This is a genomic window from Microbulbifer variabilis (assembly GCF_052468405.1).
The window spans coordinates 3,493,156-3,511,767 of the sequence record NZ_CP174343.1 but is presented as its reverse complement, the minus strand read 5'-3'; the positions used below and the strand labels follow the sequence as shown (position 1 = coordinate 3,511,767).

11 protein-coding genes and 1 pseudogene are annotated in these 18,612 nt (G+C 49.3%); 5 read left to right on the top strand and 7 right to left on the bottom strand.

The window, feature by feature from the left end; all coding sequences use genetic code 11:
- The first annotated feature begins 9 nt into the window (after nucleotides 1–9).
- The 3 genes from ACJJJB_RS15950 to fghA all read left to right on the top strand — a co-directional run bounded on the left by ACJJJB_RS15950 (nucleotide 10) and on the right by fghA (nucleotide 3,199).
- On the top strand, nucleotides 10–1,023 hold the full coding sequence (locus ACJJJB_RS15950) for an AraC family transcriptional regulator (protein WP_020414544.1): 1,014 nt from the start codon (nucleotides 10–12) through the stop codon (nucleotides 1,021–1,023).
- A gap of 167 nt (nucleotides 1,024–1,190) precedes the next feature.
- The gene (locus tag ACJJJB_RS15945) at nucleotides 1,191–2,324 is read left to right on the top strand and encodes an S-(hydroxymethyl)glutathione dehydrogenase/class III alcohol dehydrogenase (protein WP_282952436.1); all 1,134 of its coding nucleotides are present in this window, start codon (nucleotides 1,191–1,193) and stop codon (nucleotides 2,322–2,324) included.
- An 11-nt stretch (nucleotides 2,325–2,335) separates the two neighbouring features.
- Nucleotides 2,336–3,199 carry an S-formylglutathione hydrolase gene (gene fghA, locus ACJJJB_RS15940; RefSeq protein ID WP_353375665.1) on the top strand — a complete coding sequence of 288 codons (864 nt, stop codon included), beginning with the start codon at nucleotides 2,336–2,338 and terminating at the stop codon, nucleotides 3,197–3,199.
- Nucleotides 3,200–3,302: 103 nt separating this feature from the next.
- Here the strand turns inward: fghA and ACJJJB_RS15935 are convergent, their stop codons facing one another.
- From ACJJJB_RS15935 to ACJJJB_RS15925, 3 genes are all read right to left on the bottom strand, one after another.
- A complete protein-coding gene (locus ACJJJB_RS15935; RefSeq protein ID WP_445365141.1) occupies nucleotides 3,303–3,716 on the bottom strand; it encodes a hypothetical protein in 414 nt (137 codons plus the stop codon).
- 576 nt (nucleotides 3,717–4,292) lie between these two features.
- Nucleotides 4,293–5,555 carry an NADH:flavin oxidoreductase/NADH oxidase family protein gene (locus ACJJJB_RS15930; protein WP_353375667.1) on the bottom strand — a complete coding sequence of 421 codons (1,263 nt, stop codon included), beginning with the start codon at nucleotides 5,553–5,555 and terminating at the stop codon, nucleotides 4,293–4,295.
- Entirely contained in the window at nucleotides 5,545–6,204 is a 660-nt protein-coding gene (locus tag ACJJJB_RS15925; protein ID WP_444900963.1) for a TetR/AcrR family transcriptional regulator, read from the bottom strand. The genes ACJJJB_RS15930 and ACJJJB_RS15925 overlap by 11 nt, the downstream gene beginning before the upstream one ends.
- Nucleotides 6,205–7,016: 812 nt before the next feature.
- On the opposite strand from ACJJJB_RS15925, the gene ACJJJB_RS15920 reads away from it, so the two are divergent.
- Complete coding sequence (locus tag ACJJJB_RS15920; protein ID WP_282952439.1) at nucleotides 7,017–9,227, top strand: S9 family peptidase; 2,211 nt, start codon at nucleotides 7,017–7,019, stop codon at nucleotides 9,225–9,227.
- 243 nt (nucleotides 9,228–9,470) lie between these two features.
- On the opposite strand, the gene katG is transcribed toward ACJJJB_RS15920, so the two are convergent.
- Nucleotides 9,471–11,744 (bottom strand): catalase/peroxidase HPI, encoded by a 2,274-nt coding sequence (gene katG, locus ACJJJB_RS15915; RefSeq protein ID WP_020414551.1) that lies wholly within the window; start codon nucleotides 11,742–11,744, stop codon nucleotides 9,471–9,473.
- A gap of 575 nt (nucleotides 11,745–12,319) precedes the next feature.
- Here katG and ACJJJB_RS15910 point away from each other — a divergent pair.
- Nucleotides 12,320–14,293 carry an alkyl/aryl-sulfatase gene (locus ACJJJB_RS15910; protein ID WP_445365140.1) on the top strand — a complete coding sequence of 658 codons (1,974 nt, stop codon included), beginning with the start codon at nucleotides 12,320–12,322 and terminating at the stop codon, nucleotides 14,291–14,293.
- Between the two features lie 78 nt (nucleotides 14,294–14,371).
- On the opposite strand, the pseudogene ACJJJB_RS15905 reads toward ACJJJB_RS15910, so the two are convergent.
- From ACJJJB_RS15905 to ACJJJB_RS15895, 3 genes and pseudogenes are all read right to left on the bottom strand, one after another.
- Nucleotides 14,372–16,129 (bottom strand): annotated as a pseudogene (locus ACJJJB_RS15905) (DNRLRE domain-containing protein); the annotation flags it as partial.
- Between the two features lie 140 nt (nucleotides 16,130–16,269).
- Nucleotides 16,270–16,911, bottom strand: a complete 642-nt coding sequence (locus ACJJJB_RS15900) for an Lcl C-terminal domain-containing protein (protein WP_020414554.1) — start codon at nucleotides 16,909–16,911, stop codon at nucleotides 16,270–16,272.
- Nucleotides 16,908–18,509, bottom strand: a complete 1,602-nt coding sequence (locus ACJJJB_RS15895; RefSeq protein WP_445365139.1) for an ethylbenzene dehydrogenase-related protein — start codon at nucleotides 18,507–18,509, stop codon at nucleotides 16,908–16,910. Before ACJJJB_RS15895 ends, ACJJJB_RS15900 begins: the two co-directional genes overlap by 4 nt.
- Nucleotides 18,510–18,612 lie beyond the last annotated feature (103 nt).

Genomic DNA, 18,612 nt, shown 5'->3' with positions numbered 1-18,612 from the left:
GATGGAACGATGAAGCCCACTTATGAGATTCGCAGCGGCACACTTGCGGGTTTCAATACTCTGGTGCCGCAAATGGGTGGGAATCCCGCTGCCCTCCTGAGAAGCGTTGGCCTACCTTCAGACTGTGTGCGCCGCCCGGATATCCTTATTTCTATCGCGACCCTTGTCGACTTACTGAATCTCTGTGTGGAAGAACTGCAGTGTGAAGATTTTGGTTTGCGTTTGGCAGAGATGCAGGGTTTGCGCATGCTTGGGGTACTGGGAAAGCTATTACTCAATGAAGGGAGCCTGGATGCTGCCCTGACAGTGAGCCACCGCTACATGGTGCTACATAACCAGGCGGATCACTGGCGAATATCGGAGCGGGATGGTCTGTTGATGGCACAGAGAGTCAGCCATTCTGGTGGGCTTGGCGCTGCGGAGCAGTACAGCGAACTCGCTATGGGTGCCGCCTGCCGCTTATTTCAGGAGTTGGCCGGTAAAGATATCCGCCCGCTACAGGTACAGTTTTGCCATGCCCCAATTTCTTCCAGGCAACGATACCGGGACTATTTTCAGGCGGAAGTCCTGTTTGCCCAACAGGGCGATTGCCTGACATTTAATGCTGAATTACTTCAGCGACCCCTCAATGCCCCTAGCCAGAGCCTGGTGAATTATTTTGAAGAGTTTACCCAAGGATTGATCAAGGGATATGAGGGGGATATTGCTTCTCAGATACGTACTTTGATATTGCAAACTCTGGGAGCCCAGCAGCACAGTCTGGCTCAGGTCGCGCAGTTGGTGGATACGCCCGTGCGTACATTGCAGCGACGTTTGAGTGAGGCGGGTACTTCTTTCAAACAATTGCTCCAGGAGGCGCGTATGGAGACCGCCCGGTGGCATCTGCGCGCTTCCAGTATTGATATTGGGCTGCTCTCTGCGAGCTTGGGGTATACCGACACCAGTGCTTTTTCCAAAGCCTTTCGTACCTTACATGGCAGCTCACCACTACAGTGGCGTAAACGACAAAGAGAAATAGCTTAAGGCCCAGGTATTAGAGCTGGTGGAAAACTAACCAATCCGTGAAGCTAGACCTAGCCCCCCCCCTTTTATCTGCTTGCCCTTGACCCTGTTCCTCTTTGCCTCTATTCCAGCGCCGGGCTATCCTGGCCCCTTGCTGAATTCAATGAGCATGACCAAGGAAAAATACTATGGGTGCGGAGACTATTCGCTGTAAAGCTGCGGTGGCCTGGAAGGCAGGTGAGCCACTTTCTATAGAGGAAGTTGATGTGATGCCTCCCCAGAAGGGAGAGGTACGTATCAAGCTGACGGCTACTGGAGTTTGTCATACCGATGCCTTTACTCTGTCTGGCGAAGACCCTGAAGGAGTATTTCCTGCGATTCTCGGCCACGAGGGTGCAGGTATTGTCGAGTCAGTAGGGGAGGGGGTTACTGGCTTGAAAGTTGGTGACCATGTGATTCCTTTGTACACGCCGGAGTGCGGCGAATGTAAATTCTGCCTGTCTGGTAAAACCAATCTGTGTCAGAAAATCAGGGCTACCCAGGGTAAGGGGCTGATGCCCGATGGCACCACGCGTTTCTCTATCAACGGACAACCCATTTATCACTATATGGGTACTTCCACTTTTTCGGAGTACACAGTCCTTCCAGAGATTTCGCTGGCAAAAATTAATCCGGAAGCGCCGTTGAAGGAGGTTTGCCTGCTTGGCTGCGGTGTCACTACCGGAATGGGCGCGGTAATGAATACTGCCAGAGTAGAACCGGGTTCGACCGTTGCTATTTTTGGGCTTGGCGGGATTGGTTTATCCGCCGTGATTGGTGCCAAAATGGCGGGTGCAGAGCGCATTATTGGCATAGATGTGAATGAGGAGAAGTTTGCCCTGGCAAAAAAACTCGGCGCCACTGAATGCATTAACCCCCGGAATTATGAGCAGCCGATTCAAGAGGTGATCGTCGACCTCACCGATGGTGGTGTCGATTATTCCTTCGAGTGTATCGGCAACGTAGACGTAATGCGCTCTGCCCTTGAGTGCTGCCATAAAGGTTGGGGGGAGTCGGTAATTATCGGTGTGGCAGGAGCTGGACAGGAAATTAGTACTCGCCCCTTCCAACTGGTAACAGGGCGGGTATGGCGAGGCACGGCTTTTGGAGGGGTAAAGGGGCGCTCGGAATTACCGGACTATGTAGAGCGTTATCTCGCTGGTGAGTTTAAGTTGGATGATTTTATTACCCACACCATGCCGCTGGAAAAAATAAACCATGCATTTGATTTGATGCATGAAGGTAAAAGTATACGCAGTGTTATTCACTATGGTGAAGCTTGAGCGGAGTTACCATGACTATTGAACTTGTCAGCAGCACCAGGTCTTTCGATGGCTCACAACGGCAATATAAGCATGATTCCGATGTTTTAAATTGCCCAATGCACTTTTCTATTTTTTTGCCACAGGAAGCGGAAATTGACCCTGAATATCGCTATCCGGTGCTCTATTGGCTATCTGGACTCACTTGTACCGATACAAACTTCAGCCAGAAAGCGGGGGCCCAGCGCCTGGCCGCAGAGCTGGGTATCGTACTGGTTATTCCTGATACGAGCCCTCGCGGCAAGGATGTGGCCGATGATCCGTCCTATGATCTGGGGCAGGGGGCTGGCTTCTATGTCAATGCCACTCAACAACCCTGGAAGCTGCACTACCGAATGTACGATTATATTGTGGATGAGCTTCCTGCACTTATTGAAGCTCACTTCCCGGTGAGTCAGCGTCGTGCAATCAGTGGTCATTCTATGGGTGGGCACGGAGCCCTGGTAATAGGCTTGCGCAACCCTGAGCGTTATACCTCAATTTCGGCTTTTAGTCCTATTTGCAATCCTATTGCCTGTCCCTGGGGTGAGAAGGCATTGGGAGCTTATTTGGGGGCAGATACCACTAGTTGGGAGGAGTACGACGCGAGTGTGCTGCTGGGCCGAGCTACAACTCATGTGCCGATACTTGTATCCCAGGGCGATGATGATGAGTTCCTTGAGCAGCAGCTGCGGCCTGAGGCTTTACAAATGGCTGCAGGAGCTTGTAATTACCCGCTTCGGCTAGAGCATCATGCAGGGTACGACCACAGCTATTACTTTATTGCCTCATTTATTGAAGAGCATCTGCGTTTCCACGCGGATTACTTATTGAAGCGGGATAAAACTGCAATCTAAATCGGCAGTTAATACACGCAGGGCAATGCTGCAACCGAGCATAGGAGAATGGCCCGGTTGCAGTGTTACTGGCTATTGATTGAATTTACCTGGGTATTTTCCTTTATTGAGGTGCAGCTGCACGACATTCACCGAGGACTTCTGCCTGGTTTTGGTGGAATGTCTGCTCAATCAGGAACCAGCCGTTAGGGCAGAAGCCGCTTTCGATTAGCAGAAGCTCCATCCGCTCCATAGCCATTTTCCTAATATCGCCTGAGGTTGACTTATTGCGTCCAGATTTACCTGAGCTGTGTTTGCCTCCCGGCGGCTTGGCTCCACTTCCTATACCTGGGCCACCAGAGTTCTGGCCTCCACGGCCATGTGGCCTGGTCCCCAGGCTCGCCTTATATACAAAGCGCTTGTGGCCTACTTCAGTAATATTAGTAACAAAAGATTCTGTGGTGGGAGCCTCTGGGGTGGAGTTACAACCGCTGATGGGCAGGGTCGTCGCCATAAAGGCAATTAGTTGAACCTTCATTGTTGTTATCCTGTGAGTAATTCGGTTCAAGTATGACCGTCGCCCTGAACAAATGTCGGTTAAGCAGAGTAAACAATTGTTAAGGCCAATTACTTCAATAAGGTGTTTCTTTTCTTAAGGGCCTTTACAGGTTATTTTCTTGTTACCTGAATAAGTTATTCTTGAAACCTGTATTTTTAAATGTGCGTAGAGCCCTGCCCAGATTATTTTTACTGTGATCTGTGGCTTGAAAATGGGATAAGAGCGTCAAAAATAAAGCGGCTTTGTAGTTCTATGGCAATTTATAGAGGAGAGATAGTGAGTAAATTTTTGGGTTTGATTTTAGGGTGCACAGTGTCTCTTCGGCAGCTGGAGAGGCTTATTTTTCTGAAGCGCTAGGAAGGTGTCCTCAGTTACAAAGACCTGTAGAAAAGCCATAATCTGACAACAAAATGTTGTTACAGGCATTTAAAACTCCTTGTTTATCACGAACTCGCCCTGGTTTTGGCCGGCGGCGGTACGTCCTTGTATTGCCTCAGTTATCTGCTGTGATTTACGGTGAGGAACTATAGTACTCCCAGGCGCAATAAAGTTTTATCAGGCTCGTCGCCTCTGAAAAGAAAGTAATCCGACAGCAGTCAGCGTTTTTAATACTGAGGTCCAAGCACTCATATTTGGTTTCGTTGGCTTTCCCTTGCCAATAAGGGCCAGCTGTTGTTCGTACCAAGTGACATCCAGCATAGCCATAAAATCCAGGTTGGGAATACCTGTGGTGAGCTTTTTCAATGTTATCTTATGGTTGCCATCTGATAAAAGTTTGTGCGATAGCCGTGGGTCAACCGCTAATGGGCGGGCAAGGCCAATCATATCCACGGCATTTGATACAAGGGCGGCCTCCATGGCAGCTGCGGAACGGAAGCCGCCGGTGACTACGACGGGAATTTGCAGCTGTGCTCGTGCCTTTTCTGCATAATCGAGAAAATAGGCCTCTCGCTTTATAGTACTTTCCTTCACATTGGCACCAACCATACTTGGGTTTTCATAGTTGCCGCCGGAGATTTCAATTAAGTTAATACCTTCATCCTGCAGGGCTTTTAGAACCTGCATGGATTCCTCTTCACTGAATCCACCCTTTTGAAAATCTGCTGAATTGAGTTTTACGCCTACCGGAAAATCTTCACCAACCGCTTCGCGAATAGCGCTATATACCTCGCGTAAAAACCGTATGCGATTTTCTAAGGTACCTCCCCACTGATCATTTCGCCGATTGTGGTGAGGGGATAGAAACTGATTGATCAGATAACCATGAGCAGCATGTATCTGAACTCCGGTAAATCCAAATTCTTTTGCCTGTGCGGCGGCCCAGGCGAATTTTTTAATGATAATAACTATTTCATTTTCGGTGAGTTCTCTAGGGCAGTTGAAGGTCTTCTCTAAGCCGTTAGCCAGTGGAATTGCAGATGGTGCGACGGGTTCAGTGCTTAAAAAGTTGGGTGTTTGCTTGCCTGGATGATTTAATTGCATCCAGATTTGCGTACCGTTTTGGCGCCCGGCTTCGGCCCATTTCCGGAACAGAGAAAGGTCTGACTCCTCGTCTAATACCACATTCCGCGGTTCACCCAGAGCGGTACGATCAACCATGACGTTACCGGTGACCAGTAAACCTGTGCCCCCTTCTGACCATGTGCGATATAAGTGAATCAGCTCCTTGGTGGGGGCATGATTGGGATCCGCTAATTGCTCACTCATAGCAGATTTAAACAAGCGGTTTTTCACACTGGTTCCCGGCAGAATACTCAGTGGGCGAGCGAGAGGTGTAGCTCGATCGGTGTTTTTTAAGGCGCTAGTGCTATTTTTCAAAATGAATGTCCTGCCTGTAAGTTTTAATGCTGGCCAGTGTTTGTGCTCCTTGTTGCGTCACCAAGGTGCTAAAAAAAGTCCGTAGTTGTCTGAGTAAATCATTGGGATCACCGGATACCTGGTATTGCAGAATACTGCCCTGCCAAACGCTATAACACAGTGTCGCAAGGTTATCGGCGGGGACGTCACTGCGTAGATCTCCTTGATCTTGGGCCAAATGTAATATCGATTGAAGATTTGCCAGCCACCTGTGCTCTACAGACTCAATGGCTTCACGGCAAAGAGGGCTGGCCTGGGCTACCTCGGCCGACATCGCTCCGAGCAGACAGGCACAAGACTGGCCAACTTTTACTTTGTTCTGAACACGGTTTTGAAAGCAGCACCAAAGCTGGATCAAGCCGGGTGCCTGATCCATGTTTAATTTCGTCTGCGCTAGTTCCGCATCAATCTGTTGGCCGTAGCGGTGAATAATGCTGGCTACGAAGGCCTCTTTACTGGGGAAATAGTTGTAGAACGAACCTTTGGGTACGCCTACTGTATCCAGCACCTGCTTGATACCAGTGCCGTGATATCCCTGGCTGGTCAGCATTGCGGTGCCTGTTTCTAACAATGCTTCTTTGGTGTTTCCGCTTTTACGTGGTCGAGCCATTAAAATTAGACCGGTCGTCTATTAACTAATGTTCAATATATGACCGATCGTCTTGGAATGCAAGGGAGAGTGTTTTGTTTTGGTAGTTTCAAGCTGGGGATCAGGGAAAGGTTACTTAGACGGGGAGATCGGCACCGACAACCTATGATACTGGGCGTATGGTCGATTTTAGATCTCGATAGAAGCTTCCAGTAATATTCGGCCACACACAATGGTTCACTGAAATCCAAAATACTCTTTCAAAATAAAATTTATTCAGGGGTTTGAGTTCAATATACGGCTTATTGTGCTATTTGATTGCTTATTTTGGGGTTTAAATTGCCCATTTTGGCAGGGTCCTACGCTTTTCACCGTCGCACACTTAGATGGTCCCTCTATCATCTTGCCTGCCCCGACTACAGGGTCTGCCTCAAAGTTAGATAAGAAAGTGAATCGATTGTGATTGGGTTCGCGGTGGTCATTGGGAAGAGTCTCGCTTTGGGATCGAGTTGTTATGGAAGGAGGTGAGAATTGTTTTAATGGAAGAAACAAGGTACATCTCTCACTGTTTTTGTTTCGCAAAAGCCAGCTCCAAGACTGTCTTCAGGCACTGTAAACATACTTGGTGCAGAGTAAATGACGGTAAAGGAAGGCAATTACAGAAGGTTTGATTGTCACTCTGTTAAATTCAGAAGGAGAGCTCGATCCCCTCCGTTATCTGGAGATTACATTGTAGAATTCAAGGACTTTGTTGCTTGCAGAGAAAGCGGTCTTACGCCCTTCTCACCGCAGATTTGCGCCTAGCATAAAACACTAAAACAAAGAGCCCTTCTATGAAAAGAAAACTGCTTGCCCTGCTTAGCTGCACAACCTTTGCGGGACTCTGTTCCGCGGATACGTTGACTATTGAACGAATATTCTCCGATCCGGCCCTTGGGGGCACAGCGCCCCGTGCCCTTGAGTACTCTCCCGATGGTAGTCGGGTAACTTTTCTGAAGGGACGGGATGAAGATTACAACCGCTACGATTTATGGGAGTACAACATTGCCGATAGGCAGTCCCGTATCCTGGTGAAATCTGACAGCCTGCACAGCGGCGATGAAGTGTTATCCGATGAGGAAAAAGCCCGACGTGAGCGTCAAAGAATCTATGGCAGCGGTATTATGGAATACAGCTGGTCTGAGGATGGGAAATCCTTGTTATTTCCGCTGGCAGGAGATGTTTATTATTACAATTTGGATAAGAAATCCGCGCGGCGCTTGACTGAAACCGAAGCTTTTGAGACCGATGTTCGTGTTTCCCCGAAAGGGCGATATGTCTCTTTTATTCGTGATCAGGATATTTTTGTCGTCAACCTGAAAAGTGGTAAAGAGCGTGCGCTAACCAGCGATGGAAATGGGCCTATCAAAAATGGCATGGCCGAGTTTGTTGCCCAGGAAGAAATGGATCGTATGACAGGTTATTGGTGGTCTCCAGACGACCGCCATATTGCTTTCCTACAGGTTGATGAGTCCCCTGTAGATGAAGTGATCCGCAGCGAGATATATGCAGATCGCATCGATATGATAAGCCAGCGTTATCCCGCAGCAGGGCGAGCTAATGTTAAGGTTCGCCTGGGTGTGATGGAGGTGGCGTCTGGAAAAACCCGTTGGGTAAACCTGGGGGAAGAGCAGGATATTTATATTCCCCGAGTAGATTGGGCTCGCGATAATTTACTGACTTTTCAATGGCAGTCTCGGGATCAGCAGAAACTTGAGCTTCGTGTTTTTGATCTCAATAACGGCAAGACCCGCAATCTGTTAAAAGAATCCAGTGACACCTGGGTAAACCTCAGCGATGATTTATTTTTCCTGGAAAACAGTGACCAATTTATCTGGTCATCTGAGCGAGATGGTTTCAAGCACCTCTATTTGTACAGTTTAAATGGAAAACTACAGAAGCAATTAACTGTTGGTGATTGGATAGTTGATGAGCTGGAAGCTGTGGATGAAAAGAAAGATGTTGTGTATTTCAGTGGCCGTAAGGATTCTGACATAGAAAGGCACCTTTATAGTGTACCAATAAAAGGTGATGGGGGTATTCAGAGAATATCCACACGCAGTGGTATGCACGGTATTGAGTTTGCTGAGGATGGTTCAGGTTACATCGATAAATTCACCAGCATAACTACTCCTCCACAGGTAAGTTTACACCGCTCAAGTGGCGAGCTGATAACCTGGCTGGAGGAGAACGCTGTTGTTGAAGGGCATCCCTTATTTCCTTATATGGAGCAGTGGATTACTCCGGAGTTTGGCACTATCAAAGCTCCACAGGGACATAAGCTTAATTACCGCCTATATAAGCCGGCCAATTTTGATGAGAGTAAACGTTACCCGGTCATGGTATTTGTTTATGGTGGTCCCCACGCTCAGGTAGTAACCAATAGTTGGGACAAGCACATCAACCAATTTATGGCTCAACAGGGTTACATCGTTTTCTCTCTGGATAACCGTGGTTCTGCAAACCGGGGTACAGCGTTTGAAAATCCCATTTTCAAAAATATGGGAGGCCCGGAGGTAGAGGACCAGGTAACAGGTGTTAAATTCCTGCGCACACTACCTTTTGTTGATAGCAATAATATTGGTATCTATGGCCACAGTTACGGTGGCTACATGGCACTAATGAGTATGTTTAAGGCCGGAGATTATTTTAAAGCTGGCGTTTCTGGTGCTCCTGTGACCGATTGGATGCTTTATGATACTCACTATACCGAGCGCTACATGGGTAATCCCAATACAGATGCTGAGGCCTACCAGGCTTCCTCTGTATTTCCCTATTCGAATGGACTGAAAGGTCCTCTGCTGATTTATCACGGGATGGCAGATGACAATGTTTTGTTTACCAACACTACACGTCTGATTAAACAGTTGCAGGATAATGGCCAACAGTTTGAACTTATGACCTATCCAGGTAAGAAGCATAGTTTACGTGGCAAGCAAACTCGTATTCATCAGTACACTATGATTAAGGAATTCTTTGATCAACACCTTCGCGATGATAGTTAAGGCAGACTAAAGAAGCTAAATTTCTATAATTGATTTGTAAATCAGTAAAAAAGCCAGGGCTAGCCCTGGCTTTTTTACTGATTAATTTTTTCTTTGAAGTTGTTTTTAGGGGCCAACTTACAGAGGAGCAAAATTTCCGATCACTCAGGATGTATAGAAATACTCTATGGCTTAATTCAAAATCCATACCGGGCATACCTGCCCGGTATGGATAATAGGGACTAATTAAAAAATAGATTTTAGCTATCGATTAACTTCATCAAATCTGTCCAGATTCATCACCTTCGTCCAGGCTTTGACGAAATCCTGGGTAAATTTTTCCTGGGAGTCATTGGAACCATAGACTTCAGCCACTGCTCGTAGCTCTGAGTTGGAACCGAATATCAGATCCACTGAGGTGGCAGTCCACTTATCTTTGCCAGTTTTACGATCCTTGCCTTCATAAAGCCCTTCTGACTTTTCAGACTTCTTCCACTCGGTGGACATGTCCAGTAAGTTAACAAAGAAATCATTAGTGAGTACACCGGGGCGATCGGTGAAAACCCCGTTGGGAGATCCGCTGGTATTGGCATTGAGCGCACGCATTCCTCCTACCAGGACTGTCATCTCGGGCACGCTTAAGGTGAGTAGGCTAGCGCGATCCACCAGCATTTCCGTGGGCGTTCTGCTGTTATCTTTAGCGAAATAGTTGCGGAATCCATCGGCGGTGGGCTCTAGTACCGCAACAGATTTCACATCGGTTTGCTCTTGGCTTGCATCAGCCCTGCCAGGCCTGAAGGGTACTTTGATATTGTTTCCACCCTCGGCAGCGGCTTTCTCAATGGCAGCGGAGCCGCCGAGCACGATCAGGTCGGCAAGCGAGACTTTCTTGCCGCCGGATTGATTGCTATTAAAGTCCTGTTGAATTTTTTCCAACTGCGTCAGCACCTTTGCCAATTCGGCGGGATCATTTACCGGCCACTGCTTTTGTGGCTCCAGGCGAATGCGCGCTCCATTCGCTCCGCCACGCATATCGGAGCCGCGGAAGGTGGAAGCTGATCCCCATGCAGTTCTCACCAGTTCAGGAATCGTTAAGCCAGAGTTGAGGATTGCCGACTTAAGGTTATCAATATCGCTGTCATTGACCAGGGGATAATCCACTTTGGGAATGGGGTCCTGCCAGATTAGGGCCTCCTCGGGTACTTCAATACCCAGGTAGCGTGCTTTGGGTCCCATATCCCGGTGGGTCAGTTTGAACCAGGCTTTAGCAAAGGCGCGTTTAAAGTCCTCAGGGTTTTTCTGGAAGCGTTGGGCAATTTCCTTGTAACTTGGATCAAACTTCAGTGCCAGATCAGTAGTAAACATGATTGGCGCATGACGTTTGTTTTTATCGAAGGCGTCAGGCACAAGATTGGCGGCAGCGGAATCATCAGGTATCCACTGTACCGCGCCTGCAGGGCTCTTGGTTTTTACCCAGTTAAAGTTGAACAGGTTATTCAGGTATTGTTGGCTCCAGGTAATTGGTGCTGCAGACCAGGCACCTTCCAGGCCAGAAGTCATGGTGTCATCCGCATTGCCTTTACCACACTTGTTTTTCCAGCCGAGCCCCTGCTGTTCTGTGGGAGCTGCGGCAGGCTCTGGTCCCAGGCAGTCGGCCTTGACGGCTCCATGAGCTTTACCGAAGGTGTGACCGCCGGCAATTAGTGCCACTGTCTCTTCATCGTTCATGGCCATACGGCCAAAGGTTTCGCGAATGTCTACGGCGGCAGCTACCGGATCGGGTTTGCCATTCGGCCCCTCAGGGTTGACATAAATCAACCCCATTTGTACCGCACCGAGCGGCTTTTCCAGCTGGCGGTTACCCGTATAGCGCTCGTCTGCGAGCCACTCGGTTTCCGGCCCCCAGTAAACCAGGTCAGGTTCCCAGTCATCGATACGTCCACCCGCAAAGCCGAAAGTTTCAAATCCCATGGATTCCAGTGAGACATTGCCTGTGAGAATCATCAGGTCTGCCCAGGACAGCTTGCGACCGTATTTTTGTTTGATGGGCCAGAGCAACCTGCGAGCTTTATCCAGATTGGCATTATCTGGCCAGCTGTTAAGGGGATCGAAACGCTGCTGTCCACCACCGGCACCACCCCGGCCATCGTCGATACGATAAGTGCCTGCACTATGCCAGGCCATGCGAATCATAAATGGGCCGTAGTGGCCAAAGTCTGCAGGCCACCAGTCCTGGGAGGTTTTGAGCAGGGCCTCGATATCATTTTTGACTGCTTTTAAATCCAGCGTTTTAAATTCTTCTGCGTAGTTAAAGTCATCCCCCATGGGGTTGGACCTGGGTGAGTGCTGGCGCAGGGGTCTAAGATCCAGCTGGTTGGGCCACCAGAACTGATTGGACTTTGGCTGACCCTCCACAGGGCCTTGGCGAATTACAGGATCAGTCACAACTTCCTCCTCATTGGCGGCAAAGGATTTTAGCGTCAGCAGTGACATGGCGATTATCAGTGCGCCACAGAGTGGGGGTCTTTTTATTAGCATTGAAATTATCTCCATACCATTTGAAATGCAGACCTCGGCTCTATACCGGGTGTGAGTCCTTCACTGCCGGAGTCAAAAGGGTTATATAGACTATATTGGCGACTTGGTTACCTTTATTCTGCTATCTCAAGTGCCAGCGCACAGTATATGCCTGTCTTTTCAACGTCTGGTTAAATCCTGTTTGTTAATCGTGAAGGGTTGCTCAAGAGCAGGGTTAAATTTCGCGTATTTCATTTTTAAGCTGATTTATAGGGGCGCTGGAAATTATTGTTTGTTGACTTGGTCGTAACGGTTTTTTCTGCCGCCTTGAAGAAATATAAATTACTACTTATTTCGTCGCTTGAATATCAAGGTTCTTACAGCGGATTTGGCTTAATTTGCGCCAACTAAATTTCGGCGGCAAAAACAACAAATAGCTTTCCTTTTGAATGGTGTGACTTTTTCTGTCTTTCGTTGGCAGAATTCCACCGAGGTTTCAGGGAATTAGAGTGGGGGACCATTTTGTATCTGGTTACCCTCTCCTGTCTTAAGTATGGAAATGGAGTGTCATGCGTAACCAGCCTGGGGGAGCCTCTATGCGTTCATTGATATTATTGTTATCACTTTTCCTCATTGCCTGTGGCAGTGAACCCGAAGCCGGTATTGATATCTTCAATGCTGAAATAAAGCCTGCCTCGAAGGCAACTATCGTCCACAACCAAACAGTTTCTGATCGCTTACCATTTACTGATAAGACAGATTTTGAACTGGCCAAACGAGGATTTATTGCCACTATTCCCGGCGCCCAGATTAAAAATACTGAGGGACGTGAGGTGTATGGTTTATCCCAGATGCAGTTCCTGCAAGGTAGTTCTGCTCATACGGTAAACCCCAGCTTATGGCGGCAGGCCCAGCTCAACGCGTTGAACAATGGGTTGTTTAAGGTGGTGGATGGTATCTACCAGGTGCGCTCCCTGGACCTGGCGAATATGACCCTGGTAAAGGGGGATAACGGCTGGATTGTTATCGATCCCCTGACATCTGCGGAAACTGCGTCTGCGGCGCTCGCCCTGGCCAATAAATCTCTGGGAGAGAGGCCGGTCAGCGCGGTGATTTTTACCCATAGCCACGCGGATCATTTTGCCGGGGTGACGGGGGTCCTGACGGCTGAGCAACTGCAGAGTGGTTCGATTGATATTATTGCTCCAGAGGGATTTGCAGAGGAAGCGATCAGCGAGAATGTGCGCTCTGGCAATGTGATGCAACGGCGCGCCTTATACCAGTTTGGTGACCTCTTGCCCTCAAGCCCTGATGGGTTTGTTTCTTCAGGGCTTGGCAACCGGGTATCCGATGGTGAGCATGGCATTGCCACACCAACGGTTGTAATCCCTGAAGCCGGTGCACAAATGAAAATTGACGGCGTGGAGATTGAGTTTATTAATACTCCGGGGGCGGAAGCGCCGACTGAAATGGTATTTTTCTTTCCCCAGTTTAAAGCGTTATGTATGAGTGAAATAGCCAACCATACACTGCACAATATCTATACCCTGCGTGGTGCCAAAACAAGAGACGCCCTGGCCTGGAGTCGTTACATTGAATTTGCGATGGAGAAGTTTGGTGGGGAGACAGAAGTAGTATTCAGTAGCCATCACTGGCCTACCTGGGGGAAAGGGGAGGCTATGGATTATCTCGCCAAGCAGCGGGACCTGTACAAATATATCCACGACCAAACGCTGCGCCTCGCCAATCACGGCTATGACATGATCGAAGTTGCTGAGAGGCTGGAATTGCCTGAAAGCCTTTCACAGGCCTGGGCTAACCGAGGGTATTACGGCACGGTTAATGTCGGTGCCAAGGCTGTATACAATCGCTATTTAGGTTATTTCGATGGCAATCCGGCTAACCTGCACCCGGTTCCCCAGGAAGAGGCGGCTCAGCGCTATGTGGAATATATGGGGGGGGAGGAAAGCATTATGGCGCGGGCACGGCGGGACTTTGCTCGCGGTAACTACCGCTGGGTGGCCATGGTACTGAAGCATTTGGTTTTTGCCGAGCCGGATAACGACCAGGCCCGTTACCTGCTAGCCGACAGCCTGGAGCAGCTGGGTTACCAGGCAGAATCCGGTATTTGGCGCAATTTTTACCTCTCAGGTGCGAAAGAATTGCGTCATGGTGTTGAATTTCGAGAAGAGGTATTGCCGGCTGAGGAAATAGTCGCCAGGGTGCCCTTGCAGCTGTTATTCGATGCCATGGCCGTGCGACTAAACGGAGAGAAAGCGGCGGATGCGGAGATCCGCCTGAATATTGATATGACCGACACCAGCGAGAAATACCTGGTCGTGGTGCAGAACGGGGTGTTACATGGCTATCCCGGTCGGCACAGTGATGATCCCTCAGCCAGCCTCGCCTTGAGCAGCACCGATCTGCGTTTGATGTTTGGCGGCTTGGTAGGTGCGCCCACCATGATCAGGGAGGGCCGCTTGAAGGTGAGTGGCAATCCCCTGGCCCTGATTAAATTCGGCAGGCTCTTCGATAAGTTTGACCGGAACTTTAATCTCGTTACGCCATAGCAAAGTAAAATCATCGGTTTTTACAGCTTTGGGTAGAGGTCCGGCAATAGTGGTGCAGTCGGCCTCAACCGTTAACTTCGCCGAGGTACCGGTTTCCTTGGAGGTGAAGTCGACCCCGTTGCTGCCTGAGCGGGGAGCGATAACCAGGCCGGTATTGCCACTATTTATCCAGCTTTCTATAAGCCCTGAAGAAGTCAGGTCGATTCGCTCAACACCTGTGTAGAACGGGACAAAACTCTCTGCCAGGTCATCGCGCACCGAGGAACCGCCAACGGAGTTCCAGGTTACAGACTCCTCTTGCCAATCATTTGCGGCCAGGTAAACACCGTAGGTATTGCCGGACCTATTGGTGACATTCAGCTCCAATGTGGCGGTATTGATCGAGCTACAGGCGGTGAGGTCTGAGAGGTCGAACTTGATCAGCGAGTACAGGGTACCAAAAGTGGAGTCACTGCCATCGGCAAGCAGCCCACCGGAATCCCCATCAAAATTACTGGATGAGTAGCGTGAAGAAATAAACACATCGTCAGTCACTGGCAATATAAAGTTGTTGCTGCCGCTGCCATCTTCAGAAATAACGCTGCGGTCCGCGTTGTTGCGTATTAAAGTCATGGCCTCACCGATACGGTTGGCACTCCACCAATTCACATTACTGGGTAATACCAGTGGATCTGCGGTGCGATCTTCTCGCGATAAGGTGCTGGCGGTATCGTTAAATTCGGCAGTACGCACCACCAGTTCCTCTGCACTCACCTGAATTACTTTGAATTGCTGGATACTGGCCATGTCGATAGTCCAGGACTTGGCATCGTTGGCAGACCGGGCCGGAGCCCCCCAGCTGCCCTCCCCGACATAGACAGTGCCGCCGGAAGTGGTTGTGGAGAAGTTACTACCACTTGGGATGACTGCCTCGGTAAGTTTGGTGAGGTGGGTATCGGACTCCACTACCAGGTTCATGGCGTAATCGTAGAAAGGCTGTGCCCACCAGCTGAACAGGGTGGGGTTGTCAGACTTGCCTGTGTAGTGGGGAAATAAAGGCTTATGGTATTGCGCAAAGCGCCAGCTGGCAGCACTGCCTGATGCTGATAAGTCACTTTCAAGCCAGTTATTCATGGCAGTTGCATAGGAGGACCAGCCACTGTTCTGGAACTGGCTGTTGAGGGTATATACACGCAATAGGGGAGAAACCTGCACAGCACCATAGGTGTCGCTGGGAGTGCAGTCACCGTCGCCATTAAAGTCCACGCCGAAGACCTGGCAGATGGTGGAATAATTATCGTCCTCATGATTGCCGTGTGTGGGAATTAACGGGTAGATGCGTTTGTAACTGTAACCATCGATATTATCGCTGGAATAAGTCAGCTCCCAGTCGTCCAGAAACTCACGCATTTCCGATGCACTATTCGCGTTGGTAAAGTCTCCACCGTGCATAACGGCGAGGGGGCGAATTTTTGCGAGCAGCTCATTTCCCTGCCGGCGGGTGGTATGGCCAGTTCGGGTATCACCGCCGGCAACCACTACAAATGGGGAATTGTGCGCAGGTGCAGTCCGGAACCAAAAACGATCCCCGCAGCCATCTTGATCACAGATACGAAAATAAACGGGGGAGTCTGCATTTAAATCCTGTAAGCGCACGAAGTGACTGGTGATACCGCCATCGAAGCTTTCGCTGTTGCTGACATAGGCACTATTCCAGTTACTTTCGTCGGTGGAGTAGCCATAGTTTAGGTAGGGGTTATTGCTACTGCCGTCAGGTGAAAAGCCAATCACTGCGCTGCTGGAAGCATCACCATCCCAAGAGAGCCTGTAATGTTTGGTTGCGGCACTGGCACCCATTGTAAGTAACAACGCCGAGATTGTAAGAGCACTGCCAAAATATCGTCTCATTAGAGAAATCCTTTGGAAATTGGGACCATTTTTGTGAGAGCGTCGCGGCCTGGAGGGGGGGTGGATTGCATGGCAGCAACGCGCAGGCATTATTGAGGAGCTTTGTGACAGGCTGTTGAACGACTGGTTACCAAGCGGACGAATGCGGCATTACGATAGGGAATTGTGACCCTGTCCCCACCAATAAAATTCACAGCAGTACCGCCGACTGTTAAATAGCGGTAAATACCGCTCAGTTTCTGTTTATTTTCACTGGTCCAGTAATCGCCTCGCATGGTTTTTGGAAAGTACTCGGACTCAATTGTGGGACTGCCCGGTTTATTGTCTTTGCTGATAATCGTATTGATCTCACTGAGAGTGGGCAGGCGCCAGTTGCCTGCTTGACACAGGCGCTCGCGATTAGTGTGCCGGATCAGGTCTTCAGTATCGCAGCGGTTCAGCTCAAAGTAGCAGTCGCCATTATTGGCAACGCCTTCGCTATCAATAAACCAGGAGTAGGTCCAGCGTCCATCGTGGATGTCCTCGTTGTCGGTTTTTACTTCCCATAAGAGACCACTACGCTTGTCACAGACGCAGGACCAGGGACCTTCCCAGGCGCCGAGTAACTCCCCCTGCATATTGACCTTGACCAAGTAATGTTCCGGTGGCTCAGGATTTTGTGGGGCACGGACTATTGCTGCCGCAACCAGTGTGAAAGGTAGAGCGAAGACCAGAAGTAGGCGAAGTATCATAAGGTTTTATCAAAGCTGAGTTGAATGGCGCGGCTGTGGCGAGTATGGGCAATTTGTGCACGGTCAAAGGCGGAGACCCACATGCAGATGCCGTCCACAATAGGAATATCTTGGGAAGAGCCGGTATCCAGTTTGCGCACCAATTCCAGGGACCAGTGGCCATCGCGCCAGATACCACGAGCGCGGACATCTGCACGGTCGCCCTCAAAGCGATTGGAGGTATACAGAACCGAGGGCATCAAGGTACCCAATGGGAATTGGTCGTGACTTGAAGAATAGGGTTGGTAATCGAACCAGGAAATAGTCCAATCCGGGCTTTGACTGTGGGGGAGAGAATACTGATAGGGAGCCAGCTGATCTATTTTTGCAGGTAGGCGCTTGGGGGTGATTGTAGTGGGAGAATACCATTTCCAGTTCATTCTATAAGCACCGGACTCTTTGCTATCCTGCTGGTAACCTGCGGTATAGCGACGTGCACCGGGACGCACTTTATCCGGTTTGCCGATAAAGTTGTCATCAGCCAGGTGCATCTTATTGCTACGTACTGCCTTCCAGTGCCAGAGGTCATGTACCTGCTCGGAGGTACTGTAATGGTAGCCTTTGCCGTGCCAGTTTGCGGGTTTATCAGCCAGTGGGGATTGTCCCAAATGGGCGGTGCCAGCTGCGGCGAAAGAGCAGTTTTCAGAAAGGAGTATTGCGAATTTATCTTCGTAATGACGTTTTTCATCAAATATCTTATAGCCTGATTGCAAGATTTCCCAACCTTCTGTAGTTTTTTTCAAGGGCAGGTGGGCGAGGCTCTCATTGGGATCTTGCCAGGTGATATGAAAAAAAATTTCCTGACCATTTTGCAGGGCCTTTAACTGCACATCGGAGCGGCCTTTATAAAAATTGGCCCCACCATCAGTACGTAAGGTGAGTATTTGAGCCTGTTGCCATTGTGGTTCTGAGGCCATGCCATCGATGTTGATGATGGTATTTGGTGAAATCCCGGCGACTGCCAGGGGGTGATGGGAATATCCGTGAATTAAATACCAGCTTCCCACTAAAAGAAAGCCAAGGGAGAACGTGCCTAGAGATAGTGAAACTAAAGGAAGGTATTGTCTTTTGGGCAGTGATGGTTTGAGGATAAATGGAAGTGCACGCAAGCCAAATTGCATAAGGTAAACACCGCCGTGCATAAAAATATAAAAGACAAGTCCGATGGCGCTACAAAAGTGAATCGAGCGAAACCAGGGGAGTGGGCCCAGGCCGTTAAACAGCATCCAACCGCTCAACAGTGAAGTTATAAGCAGGGAAACACCACCCCAGGTAACTAGTCTGTGATAATTGATAGGCTTGGGCGTCGATATTCCAGACAGGTTTCGAAAATAGGGGATGCGTGAGATCAAATATCCTGCAGCGGCCAGGGAAAGTAAAATTGCGGAGACAAAGTGAACAGTATGGACCTCTCCTTGGGGGAGAAGCTCTGCAATAGTAATAAGCGCAGGCTTATCCAGGGTTGCAATACGCAATCCACTGAAAAGGCTACAAGTTACCGCCACAACAGCGGCGCCGTGTAGAAGTATCCACGAAGGGCTCTTCGATCTATTTGACATGGCGGCGCCTCAAAAAGCGCTCAGGCTATCGATAGGATATGACAGTTTAGAGAAGAATTTATGAGACCAGGAATTGAAACCTGGCCTGAGGGTGGAAACTAGG

Bases quoted from the DNA above. Each gene is read 5' to 3' on its own strand.
- ACJJJB_RS15950 (WP_020414544.1), top strand. From the start codon at position 10: ATGAAGCCCACTTATGAGATTCGCAGCGGCACACTTGCGGGTTTCAAT.
- ACJJJB_RS15945 (WP_282952436.1), top strand. From the start codon at position 1,191: ATGGGTGCGGAGACTATTCGCTGTAAAGCTGCGGTGGCCTGGAAGGCA.
- fghA (WP_353375665.1), top strand. From the start codon at position 2,336: ATGACTATTGAACTTGTCAGCAGCACCAGGTCTTTCGATGGCTCACAA.
- ACJJJB_RS15935 (WP_445365141.1), bottom strand. From the start codon at position 3,716: ATGAAGGTTCAACTAATTGCCTTTATGGCGACGACCCTGCCCATCAGC.
- ACJJJB_RS15925 (WP_444900963.1), bottom strand. From the start codon at position 6,204: ATGGCTCGACCACGTAAAAGCGGAAACACCAAAGAAGCATTGTTAGAA.
- ACJJJB_RS15920 (WP_282952439.1), top strand. From the start codon at position 7,017: ATGAAAAGAAAACTGCTTGCCCTGCTTAGCTGCACAACCTTTGCGGGA.
- katG (WP_020414551.1), bottom strand. From the start codon at position 11,744: ATGCTAATAAAAAGACCCCCACTCTGTGGCGCACTGATAATCGCCATG.
- ACJJJB_RS15910 (WP_445365140.1), top strand. From the start codon at position 12,320: ATGCGTTCATTGATATTATTGTTATCACTTTTCCTCATTGCCTGTGGC.
- ACJJJB_RS15900 (WP_020414554.1), bottom strand. From the start codon at position 16,911: ATGATACTTCGCCTACTTCTGGTCTTCGCTCTACCTTTCACACTGGTT.
- ACJJJB_RS15895 (WP_445365139.1), bottom strand. From the start codon at position 18,509: ATGTCAAATAGATCGAAGAGCCCTTCGTGGATACTTCTACACGGCGCC.